The sequence below is a fragment of the Mycobacterium sp. GA-2829 genome, assembly GCF_001499965.1.
Lineage (GTDB): Bacteria > Actinomycetota > Actinomycetes > Mycobacteriales > Mycobacteriaceae > Mycobacterium.
Genome location: NZ_LQIT01000036.1, coordinates 59,913 through 66,930 on the forward strand (window position 1 = coordinate 59,913; position 7,018 = coordinate 66,930).

Below are 7,018 nucleotides of genomic sequence, written 5' to 3' on the forward strand. Positions count from 1 at the left end.
CGCCGAAGAACGAGATCAACGGCGATCACGGTCGTCCCTTGTCCCGAGGTTAACGCGGGTGACATACCCGAAGGAATCCGGATCCATGTCCGATGACTCACAGGAACGATTCAGAAACTGCAGATAGCGCACGTACTGATCAGTAGCCGCCGATTTTTCCGGAATTCGGCTCGGGCGCGTCGCTGAACTCCTCCGGCGAACCGGCGTACAACTCCGCGCGCACGGCCGCCAGCGCGCGCTCCAACCCGGGCACCCGGCGGTCGCGGACGGCCGCAGCGCGCGCGGTCGCGGTCGCGTGCTCGCGCAGTTCGGCGTCGATCGCGGCGATCCGGGCCGCCGCCGCGTCGGCGTCGGCGGCCTCCTCGGCGGCCAGCGCGGCGGTGAACGTGGCCTCGGCGGCGAGCACCCGGGTCGCCACCGCCTCCTCGGCCGCCGAGCGCAGCGTCGCGGTCACATCGGCCACCCAGCGGTCCAGGACACCGCGGTCGTGGAGCAGACCGCGGATCCCGACCACCCAGACCGCCACCGCCAGCCCGGCGACCGCGCCCGCGATCACGCCGGCCACCGTGAGGCCGGCGGCCACCCCGGCGAACAAGCGGCTCACCGCCAACGCGACTCCGAGACCGAACCCGGCGCCGAGCAGCATCATCAGGCGGGTCTCGAGGCGACGGGACCGCAGGGGCGGTCCGGGGAGGTCCGGCACCGGCATCGGTGGTTCCGGCGGCGGGGCGGCGTCGAGGTGCAGATCGGCCGCGACACCGGTGAGGTGGGTACCGACACCCTCGTCGACGTCGGCCATCACCTCGGCAGCCCGGCGGCGCACCGTCTCCTCGAACGCGGGGATCCGGCGGCGGCTCAACTCCGCGATGTCCTCCTGCAGTTCGCCGCGCACCGAGGCGCACCGGTTGCGGGCGAAGTACGCCAACTGCACCCGGGCCTGCTGGATCTGGCTGCGCAACGCGATCACGCGCTGCGACTTGTCCACCCGCCGGTCGCGACGAATGTCGTCGCGTTGGGCCTGCAACGCCGACACCCGCGCCTGCCGGTCGGCACCGTCCCCGTCTGCGCGGTAGCGCGCGATCACCTTCTCCAACTGACTTTCCCACGCGCGCAACCGATTCCGGCCCAGCACCGCAGGGTCTCCGAGCACCTCCCGCAGCAGGTCCACCACTTCGTCGACCCGAGGTTCCCCGGCCTCCGGGGCGGCGGCCGCACCCACCCACGGCATCGTGGCGTACCGCGGTCGGTGTGCGGCGATCAGCTGCCGGTCGGTGTCGAGCACGTCACGCCACTCGTGGTGGGCGTCGATCTTCGTGACGACGCCGACGACGCAGTCGGTGTGATCGGCGGCCAGATCGAGCAGGTCGCAGTCCGAGCCGGCTACCGGGGACACCGCCGAGACCGCGAAGACCACGGCGTGCGGTGCGGTACCCGCGGGCAGTTCGTCGGCCTCGACGAACGTCACGTCCGGCAGCCGGGTGCGCAGCACGACGAGCAGGCTGCTGACCCCTGCCAGCCAGGGACCGGTGACCAGGACGGCGTCGCTGCGGCGTACACCGGGTGAGCTCAGGGACGGGTCGACGGCGGCGACCACCGCGTCGGCGGCCGCCACGCCATCGGGGGCATCCGGGTCACCGGTCACCGGCGCCGCGCGAACAGTCGCAGGGAGCCGCGGCTGATGTCGGCGCCGCACGCGCGGTGCAGCGGCCCGACGGGCCCGCGGCTGTAGGCCCGCCACCGCACCGCCCGGTGCAGATGGGCGGCGGGATGGTCGGCCGGATCGACCGTCAACCCCGCGGCGCGCACCACGTCGACGGCCGCCGCCATCACCGCCAGCACGGTCTCGTCGGCGGTGAGGAAGTCGGCCACCGCCTCGGAACCGGCGGCCAGCGCCTGCAGGTCGGCCAGCGCGGAGCGGATCCGCCGGTACCGCACCGGCGCGGTGAGCGCCGCCAGTTCGGCGAGCAGGCCGTCGATGTTGCTCAACGCGCGCAGCCGCGCCAGCAGGTCGGCGGGTTCGGCGCCGTCGCGCAGTGCCCGGACGGTGTGGGCGACGCCGCGCCGGTCGAGCGTGCGCAGCAGGTGCTGCCGCACCGCACGGGGCAGGGGATGGGGGCCGTCGACGAAGGCGTCCACCGAGCGCAGGTCGGCGGGCTGTTCGGTGAGCACGCGCAGGGCGTCGACGCTGGCGTCGTCGAGGCGGACGTCGGCCAGCAACGCCACCACCGGCAGCGCGTCGACGGGCACGGCCCCGGCGAGGTCGGCCTTGTTGCGCACGAGCAGCACCGGCACCCCGGCCTCGCGCCACCGCGTGAGCGTCGCCGCATCCTCGGGTTTCACCGCCTCGGCGACCACCACGACGGCGGCGTCGGGGTCGGCCCCGTCCTCGACGATCCGCCACTCCGCGGCGGACAACGCCCGGGCCAGCGTGGCGCGACCCACCCCGACGCGCCCGTCGACCGCGACGCGCAGCGGTGCGGCGGTGCCCGCGGCGACGGCCCGCACGGCGCGGGCCACGGTCGCGTCGCCGCATTCGCGTGCGAACCGGCTCAGCGCTTCCTGAAAGTCGGATACGGAAATGACGGCGCCCCCTCTGCGTCGACCCGTCCGGACAACCCGGATCCCCGAGGAAATCGTGGCATCTGCCGGGACCCGTCACGAACGGATGTTTGGCATACCAGCCGAAGGCAACTGTTGGGTATCAATCTGTACCACGATGGGGGTACTCCAGCAGCGATGAGACACCATGGACGGATGCACGCGCGCGAGTCTGAAGTGGCCGGCGAGCCGGCCCATGACTCCGGCGCCCCGCCGTCCGACGAGACCCCGCACCACCACCGCCGGGTCACCAGCTTCCGGTCCAGGCGCTCGCAGCTCTCGGCCGCCCAACAGGACACCTGGGAGCGGCTGTGGCCACAGCTGGGCACCGAAGCACGCGACGCCGACGGCGCACCTCACCCGCCGCTCGACACCGCCGCCTGGTTCGGCCGGACCGCACCGCTGGTGCTGGAGATCGGATCGGGCACCGGCACCTCGACGCTGGCGATGGCGCAGGACGAACCGGACATCGACGTCATCGCTGTCGAGGTGTACCGCCGCGGTCTGGCCCAGCTACTCAGCGGCATCGACCGCGCCGGAGTGCGCAACATCCGGATGATCCGCGGCGACGGCCTCGACGTGCTCGAACACCTACTCGGCCCCGGACAGCTGACCGGTGTGCGGGTGTTCTTCCCGGACCCCTGGCCCAAGGCGCGCCACCACAAACGCAGGCTGCTGCAGGCCGCCACCGTGGCGCTGATCGCCGACCGGCTGCGGCCGGGCGGCATCCTGCACGCGGCCACCGACCACGCCGGCTACGCCGAGCAGATCGCCGAGGTCGGCGACGCCGAACAGCAGCTGCGTCGGGTCAGCGCCCCCGAGCTCACCACCGCCGAGCTGCCCATCTCCGTGCACCGGCCCGTCACCAAGTACGAACGCAAGGCCCTGGCCGGCCCCGACGTCGCCGAACTGCTCTGGGAGAAGGCGCCATGAGCCTGGCCGAAGACGTAGAGGACGCCCCGCAGGTCCCCCCGCCGCCACCGCCGGCCGGTCCGCCCGCCGGGACGAAGCGGGTGCTGCTGGTGTGGGATGCGCCGAACCTCGACATGGGGCTCGGCTCGATCATCGGCGGCCGACCGACCGCGGCGCACCGGCCCCGGTTCGACGCGCTCGGCCGCTGGCTGCTCGCGCGCACCGCCGACCTGTCGGCCGGGCACGCGGAGGTCGCGCTCGAACCCGAGGCGACGGTGTTCACCAACATCGCCCCTGGTAGCGCCGATGTGGTGCGCCCGTGGGTGGAGGCGCTGCGCAACGTGGGCTTCGCGGTCTTCGCGAAACCGAAGATCGACGAAGACAGCGACGTTGACACCGACATGCTCGACCACATCGCGCTGCGCCACCACGAGGGCCTGGCCGCCCTGCTGGTGGCCTCGGCCGACGGTCAGGCGTTCCGGGTGCCGCTGGAAGAGATCGCCCGCGAGGGCATCCCGGTGCAGGTGCTCGGATTTCGCGAACATGCGAGCTGGGCGCTAGCGTCGGATACCTTGGAGTTCGTCGACCTGGAGGACATTCCGAATGTCTTCCGGGAGCCGTTGCCGCGGATCGGACTTGATTCGCTGCCTGAGCAGGGAGCATGGCTGCAGCCGTTCCGGCCGCTGTCCGCGCTGCTGACCTCGCGTGTGTGACAACTGATGGCCACAGCGCGGTCGACATCGAATTTGTGAGGAGCTTACGTGTTCGCCTGGTGGGGTCGAAACGTATACCGATATCGGTACATAGTGATCGGCGTCATGGTGGCGCTGTGCGTCGGCGGCGGCATCTACGGGATCAGCCTCGGTAACAACGTCACGCAGAGCGGTTTCTACGACGAGGGCAGCCAGTCGGTGAAGGCGTCGGTCGTCGGCGACGAGGTCTACGGCCGCGACCGCACCAGCCACGTCGTCGCGATCCTGACCCCGCCCGACGGCGAGAAGGTCGACAACCCCGAGTGGCAGCGCGACGTCGTCGGTCAACTCGACACTCTCGTCAAGGACCACCCGGATCAGGTGGTCAGCTGGGTCGGCTGGCTGCGCGCCCCCGACGCCGCCAGCGAGACCGTCCAGCAGATGAAGACCGAGGATCTGTCGAAGACGTTCGTCAGCATCCCGCTCAAGGGCGACACCGACGACGAGATCCTGAAGAACTACCAGGTCATCGAACCCGATCTGCAGCAGATCAACGACGGCGACATCCAGCTGGCCGGCCTCAACCCACTGGCCAGTGAACTGACCGGCAGCATCGGCGAGGATCAGAAGCGCGCCGAGGTCGCGGCCATCCCGCTGGTCTGCGTGGTGCTGTTCTTCGTGTTCGGCGGCGTGATCGCCGCGGCGCTGCCCGGCCTCATCGGCGGTCTCACCATCGCCGGCGCGCTGGGGATCATGCGCCTGCTCGCCGAGTTCATGCCCGTGCACTTCTTCGCCCAGCCGGTGGTGACGCTCATGGGCCTGGGCATTGCCGTCGACTACGGCCTGTTCATGGTCAGCCGGTTCCGCGAGGAACTCGCCGAGGGCTATGACACCGAAGCGGCGGTCCGCCGCACCGTGATGACGTCCGGCCGCACGATCATGTTCTCCGCGGTCATCCTGGTCGCCTCATCCGTGCCGCTGCTGCTGTTCCCGCAGGGCTTCCTCAAATCCATCACCTACGCGATCATCGCGTCGGTCATGCTGGCGGCGATCCTGTCGATCACCGTGCTGGCCGCGGCGTTGGCGATCCTCGGTCCCCGCGTCGACGCGCTCGGCGTCAAGACGCTGGTCAAGTTCGCCCTGCCCGATCCGGTCGAATCAGATCCGGCGGTGCAGAAGACCAACACGTTCGCGATCGCCTCGATCCCGCTGGGGATCCTGTTCCCGCCCGCGGGCATCGCACTCGGCCACATGGCCCGCAAGCGCATCAAGCAGACGGGTGAGCAGGGCGCCCAGTTCGCGCTCATCGGCCTGGTCCTCGGCTACACCGTGCTCTACGGCGCCATGACCTACGGCATCATCGCGATGAGGGACAACGACGTCATCGGCAGCGGCGTCTACTGGATGCTGCTCGGCATCGTCGCCTTCCTCGTCATCGTCACCTTCGGCCTCGCCCTGGCGCGCTACGTGCCGCTGGCGCGTCGCCCGATCGTGTGGTGGCTGCACTGGCTGTCGGACAAGACCCAGAAGACCAAGACCCGCGCCGAGGTCGAGCAGGGTTTCTGGGGCAAGCTGGTCACCCACGTGATGAAGCGCCCCGGCACGTTCGCGTTCCCGATCATCATCGTGATGATCCTGCTGATCATTCCGCTGGGTCAGCTGTCGCTCGGCGGCATCAGCGAGAAGTACCTGCCGCCGGACAACTCGGTGCGCCAGGCGCAGGAGGACTTCGACCGCAGCTTCCCCGGCTTCCGGACCGAACCGCTGACGATGGTGCTCAAGAGCGACAACGGAGAGCCGATCACCGATCAGCAGCTCGCCGACATGCGCGCCAAGGCCATGACGATCAGCGGGTTCATCGACCCCGACAACGACCCGTCGAAGATGTGGCAGGAGCGCTCCGTCCAGGAGGGCGGATCAAAGGATCCGTCCGTGCGGGTGATCCAGAACGGTCTGGAGAACCGCAACGACGCCGCCACCAAGATCACCGAGCTGCGTGAGCTGTCGCCGCCGCGCGGGGTCTCGGTGTGGGTCGGTGGCACCCCGGCCCTGGAGCAGGACAGTATCCACAGCCTGTTCGACCGGTTGCCGCTGATGGTCACGATCCTGATCGTCACGACGACGATCCTGATGTTCCTGGCGTTCGGCTCCCTGGTCCTACCGATCAAGGCCGCGCTGATGAGCGCACTGACGCTGGGGTCGACGATGGGCATCCTGACGTGGATGTTCGTCGACGGGCACGGCTCGGGGCTGATGAACTACACGCCGCAGCCGCTGATGGCGCCGATGATCGGCCTGATCATCGCGGTCATCTGGGGCCTGTCGACCGACTACGAGGTCTTCCTGGTGTCCCGCATGGTGGAGGCGCGCGCCCGCGGGCTGTCCACGGCCGAGGCCATCCGGATCGGCACGGCCACCACGGGCCGCCTGATCACCGGCGCCGCGCTGGTGCTGGCGGTCGTCGCCGGTGCGTTCGTGTTCTCCGATCTGGTGATGATGAAGTACCTGGCCTTCGGCCTGCTACTGGCGCTGCTGCTGGACGCGACGATCATCCGTATGTTCCTCGTGCCCGCGGTGATGAAGATGCTCGGCGACGACTGCTGGTGGGCGCCGCGCTGGATGAAGCGGCTGCAGGAGCGGCTGGGCCTCGGCGAGGTCGAACTGCCCGACGAACGCAAGCGTCCGCTGGTGCGCGACCCCGCCGACGAGCAGGCGCTGGTCGGCGCGGGCGCCCCGGTGCCGCCGCGGCCGCGTCCGCCGCACGATCCCACCCACCCCGGCATCGAGGGTCGCGTCGGGCCCACCCGGATTCCGCC

At 70.4% G+C, this 7,018-nt stretch carries 5 protein-coding genes; 3 read left to right on the forward strand and 2 right to left on the reverse strand.

All coding sequences use genetic code 11. The features are described 5' to 3' along the window. Positions 1-139: 139 nt before the first annotated feature. Both AU194_RS21170 and AU194_RS21175 read right to left on the reverse strand, forming a co-directional pair. Entirely contained in the window at positions 140-1,642 is a 1,503-nt protein-coding gene (locus AU194_RS21170) for a hypothetical protein (RefSeq protein WP_059091231.1), read from the reverse strand. Continuing rightward, positions 1,639-2,517: a hypothetical protein gene (locus AU194_RS21175; RefSeq protein WP_231743516.1), complete on the reverse strand. Its 879-nt coding sequence runs from the start codon at positions 2,515-2,517 to the stop codon at positions 1,639-1,641. Before AU194_RS21175 ends, AU194_RS21170 begins: the two co-directional genes overlap by 4 nt. A gap of 219 nt (positions 2,518-2,736) precedes the next feature. Between AU194_RS21175 and trmB the strand changes: the two genes are divergently transcribed. From trmB to AU194_RS21190, 3 genes are all read left to right on the forward strand, one after another. Continuing rightward, positions 2,737-3,531: a tRNA (guanosine(46)-N7)-methyltransferase TrmB gene (trmB, locus tag AU194_RS21180; protein WP_059091233.1), complete on the forward strand. Its 795-nt coding sequence runs from the start codon at positions 2,737-2,739 to the stop codon at positions 3,529-3,531. After that, a complete protein-coding gene (locus AU194_RS21185) occupies positions 3,528-4,223 on the forward strand; it encodes an NYN domain-containing protein (protein WP_059091234.1) in 696 nt (231 codons plus the stop codon). The genes trmB and AU194_RS21185 overlap by 4 nt, the downstream gene beginning before the upstream one ends. Before the next feature lie 48 nt (positions 4,224-4,271). Then, a partial coding sequence (locus tag AU194_RS21190; protein WP_059091241.1) for an MMPL family transporter occupies positions 4,272-7,018 on the forward strand: 2,747 nt, incomplete at its 3' end.